Origin of the sequence: Citrobacter freundii complex sp. 2024EL-00216 (genome assembly GCF_043945515.1) — a bacterium.
Lineage (GTDB): Bacteria > Pseudomonadota > Gammaproteobacteria > Enterobacterales > Enterobacteriaceae > Citrobacter > Citrobacter portucalensis.
In genome coordinates, this window is the sequence record NZ_JBIMRA010000048.1 from 1 (window position 1) to 4,060 (window position 4,060).

Sequence of the window (4,060 nt, forward strand, 5' to 3'; positions counted from 1 at the left end):
CACCCACGCGCCTGGAGATCTGCGAAGCGCAATCACCTTCTCGGAAACCCTCGCGAAATTTCGCAGTCGCGACGCCAGAGACCGAGGGTTAGATCATGCCTAGCATTCACCTTCCGGCCGCCCGCTAAATATCTCCTTTTGGGTTGTTAATAAAACATCCAATAAGTTGACTGTGCGTGAAAAAGAAAGTTTTGTGTGATGGCGTTGAAGATCGCACCGTTAAGCTCTTATGTGGGATGGTGCAGAGCTCGACGACTACCGATAAAACGCAACCGCCGCAAACAGACAAGAAAAAGCCCCAACTGATAACAGTTGGGGCTTCAGTATTGTGATTGGTGGAGCAATAGCACCCTGAACCCAAAACCTTCTCGCTCAACCGGTAGTGGCTGATAACAACTCGTGAGGGCTATTGCGGGTTAAGCATTTAGCGATGTCTAGGGCCAGACTGGACGTCTGAACGCAAGCCGCTGATACTGTACATAACCACAGTATCAGCGGAGGATACCCATGTCGCTGGCAAGGAACGCCACGGCGAGTCAATCGCCCACTCAAACAAACGGTTACGAACGCCACCAACCCGACCAGACGCTGCTCTACCAGCTGGTTGAGCAGCACTACCCAGCCTTCAAAGCCTCACTCGAAGCCCAAGGTCAACACCTGCCTCGCTACATCCAACAAGAATTCAACGACCTCCTCCAATGTGGCCGTCTGGAGTATGGTTTCATGCGGGTTCGCTGCGAGGATTGTCATCACGAGCGTCTGGTCGCCTTCAGCTGTAAACGACGCGGCTTTTGCCCTAGCTGCGGTGCCCGCCGGATGGCCGAGAGTGCGGCGCTGCTGATAGACGAAGTCTTCCCCAAGGAGCCCATTCGCCAGTGGGTGCTCAGCTTTCCTTTCCAGCTACGCTTTTTGCTGGCTCGCCATCCCCAGCTGATGGGCCAGGTCTTGAGTATCGTCTATCGTACACTCTCAACTCATCTGATCAAAAAAGCCGGTTACACCAAAGCCTCTGCACAAACTGGCTCAGTGACTCTTATCCAACGCTTTGGCTCCGCGCTAAATCTCAATGTCCACTACCACATGCTGTTTCTCGATGGTGTCTATGCCGAAGATGACTATGGCAAGCAACGCTTCCATCGTGTCAAGGCACCCACTTACGATGAGCTGAATACGCTCGCTCACACCCTCAGCCATCGCATCGCTCGCTGCATGGAAAAGCGTGGGATTTTGGAGCGTGATGCCGAGAATACGTGGTTGACACTGGAAGAGGGCGAAGACGATACGCTGACTCAATTACATGGTGCTTCGGTTACGTATCGCATTGCCGTCGGCCCCCAGCAAGGGCGCAAAGTCTTCACCCTGCAAACCTTGCCAGGGCGTGAGGATAAAGCCGACTCAAGCAGTCGAGTAGCCAACCATGCTGGTTTCTCGCTACACGCCGGTGTGATGGCCGAAGCGCATCAGCGGGATAAGCTTGAGCGCTTGTGTCGCTACATTAGTCGGCCAGCGGTTTCAGAAAAACGTCTGGCATTAACCGCCAATGGGCAGGTGCGTTACGAGCTCAAAACTCCGTACCGCAATGGCACCACCCATGTGATCTTCGAGCCGCTGGACTTCATCGCCAAACTCGCTGCGTTGGTACCTAAGCCGCGAGTCAACCTCACACGCTTCCACGGCGTCTTTGCACCGAACAGCAAACACCGAGTTCAAGTAACACCCGCCAAGCGGGGCAAGAAGCCCGACAAATCGGAAGGTCTCGATACTAACTGGCGTGACAAGAGTCCTGCAGAGCGCCACCGCGCCATGACCTGGATGCAACGCCTCAAGCGAGTCTTCAATATTGATATTGAAGTCTGCGAACACTGCGGCGGTCACGTCAAAGTGATTGCCAGCATCGAAGATCCGAAGGTCATTGAGCAGATTCTCAAGCATCTGAAACAGAAAACAGCCAAGGCGAATGCCGCCAAGCAGCGTGAGCTGCCACCAGAACGAGCGCCGCCACTGACTCCCAGCCTGTTCGATCCATCACAGAGTCGTCTCTTTGACTGACGACCCCAAATCCAACACTGCTCAACACTGCCAACTTTTAAACGGGGCGGTGGGGCAGTTTGTATCTCTCGAGCTATCAGGCTAGAGATTTTACCGCCAAATCGAACCTTATTAGAGCGGTTTAGGCTGGACCGGCAGTTAAAATTGGGGCTTGAGCGGTAAACGAGTGAGGGAATTTCAGGTAAGATACTTCGGATGAGGAGCAAAAAGGTGGTTTATACTTCCTATACCCCATAAAGGAGGCATCCGGTTGCGTTAAGCGGAATTCAACGGTGTTGTTGTCCAGTTTGCGCACGCTTTGGACGTTATCGGCAAACTGCAGGCTGTCGAAGTAGGGGAAACTGCTGCCGTTCACATTGTGCCACGGATGGTGGCGATCAAAGATGCGCTCGAAGGTAAACACCACATCGTCTGCATTCAGTTTGCGGGTGGGGGTGAACCAGGCCGTCTTCTGAAACTGAACGTCACGACGCAGATGGAAGCGGTAGGTTGCGCCGTTATCCAGCACCTCCCAGCTTTCAGCAAGCTCAGGCACCAGCCGATAGGTGTAGGGATCTACATCAAGCAGTCGGTCATACAATTGGGCCGCTAACGTATCGACGATGAGACCGCTGCTCGTTTTTTGTGGGTTGAACGTATTGACTTGCCCGCTGACGCAATAGACAAACCCACTGTCACGGATATCAGCGTGCGGAGCTTGCTCAGGCGCAGCAGCAGCCTGACCACTCAGAAATCCAGCCATCACGATCAGAGATGATAAAACCAGGCGCATAATTTTAATGGATTATATAAAGAGGCTATCTTACTAATACTTAATGACATTTGCCATTACCGTTTGTTTTTGGGAGTAACAGGCTCGATAAGCGCGAGTTCAACACCGCGACATGGTCAAAATTCATACCTGCTATCCACTTTGAATCTACTCTGTTAACTATCTTAGCATTTTCATGGCCCATCTGACTTGCTATAAACGTGGGGGCGTACCTGTCGTTGTTTACTGATTGATATCAGTGTGTGCTCGGAAGATGGAGTATGGCATCGATAACGAAGTGTGGAGCGAGCATTTAGAGTGTCACTATCAATGCTGAACTATAATCATTCAGGAAGCAGTACACGTTATGTGAGTTGTAATAGCTAAAGTATCTATAATTATTTCAATATGTTAATTCCATTTTTTCTTCATGGCATCTTAATCTTCTCACCCATTTATGGTGATGATTTCCATTGGTTATTAAATGCATTTTGGCTTTGATCCTGGTTATGAACGGTTTTCTGTTGCCATTTAACTTCTAATGGAATGAATTGTATGAATAAATTACTGAGCCTTGTTGTTTCACTTGCCCTATTGCCTGGAGCCGTTTTTGCAGCGTCGACTCCAGACTGTGTGAAGGTGAATAAAGCGCAAATCGAAGCGCTATTTGATAAGTGGAACGAGTCATTGAAAACAGGTAACGCGCAGACGGTATCTGAAAATTATCTTAGCGATGCGGTATTGTTGCCTACTGTATCCAATAAAGCGCGTTTAACGGACGCTGAACGTGTTGATTATTTCGAGCATTTTCTTGCGAAAAAGCCGACCGGGAAAATTGACATGCGTACCATTCGCCTGGGGTGTAATAAGGCGATAGACACCGGTACCTACACATTTACCTTCGCGGACAAATCAACGGTTTCAGCCCGCTACACATTCACTTATGCATGGGACGGTAAAGAGTGGAAAATTTCCACACACCACTCTTCAGCGATGCCTGAAGGGTAAAAAGCTGTGCAGGGGGCGGAATATTCACCGCTCCCTGAAGACTAGCCAATAATCGCGATGCCAAGACGTTCCATGAGCAACGATGCCTGGTAGTTGTCCAACTTAACGCCTTGTAAATCAACGCGCCGAATATCTAAGTCACCCAACTCCGAATTGGTCAGATCGCAATGTGTGAAGTTTGCTGCTCGCCAGTCGAAAGTCGAAAACTCGCCGCCGGAGAGATCTGAACCACTGAACGTCGCGCCCAGTACC

General features: G+C 50.5%; 3 protein-coding genes and 2 pseudogenes. 3 read left to right on the forward strand and 2 right to left on the reverse strand.

The window, feature by feature from the left end; genetic code table 11:
* Both ACHHZ7_RS25070 and ACHHZ7_RS25075 read left to right on the forward strand, forming a co-directional pair.
* A pseudogene (locus tag ACHHZ7_RS25070) lies at positions 1-103 on the forward strand (sulfonamide-resistant dihydropteroate synthase Sul1); the annotation flags it as partial.
* Between the two features lie 404 nt (positions 104-507).
* Entirely contained in the window at positions 508-2,049 is a 1,542-nt protein-coding gene (locus tag ACHHZ7_RS25075; RefSeq protein ID WP_000050481.1) for an IS91-like element ISCR1 family transposase, read from the forward strand.
* A gap of 232 nt (positions 2,050-2,281) precedes the next feature.
* Here ACHHZ7_RS25075 and ACHHZ7_RS25080 read toward each other — a convergent pair.
* Positions 2,282-2,821, reverse strand: a pseudogene (locus tag ACHHZ7_RS25080) (ABC transporter substrate-binding protein); the annotation flags it as partial.
* Positions 2,822-3,355: 534 nt separating this feature from the next.
* Here ACHHZ7_RS25080 and ACHHZ7_RS25085 point away from each other — a divergent pair.
* The gene (locus tag ACHHZ7_RS25085) at positions 3,356-3,808 is read left to right on the forward strand and encodes an SgcJ/EcaC family oxidoreductase (protein ID WP_003833285.1); all 453 of its coding nucleotides are present in this window, start codon (positions 3,356-3,358) and stop codon (positions 3,806-3,808) included.
* Between the two features lie 41 nt (positions 3,809-3,849).
* On the opposite strand, the gene ACHHZ7_RS25090 is transcribed toward ACHHZ7_RS25085, so the two are convergent.
* Positions 3,850-4,060 (reverse strand): pentapeptide repeat-containing protein (locus ACHHZ7_RS25090; protein ID WP_222666110.1); only part of this gene is annotated, 211 nt, incomplete at its 5' end.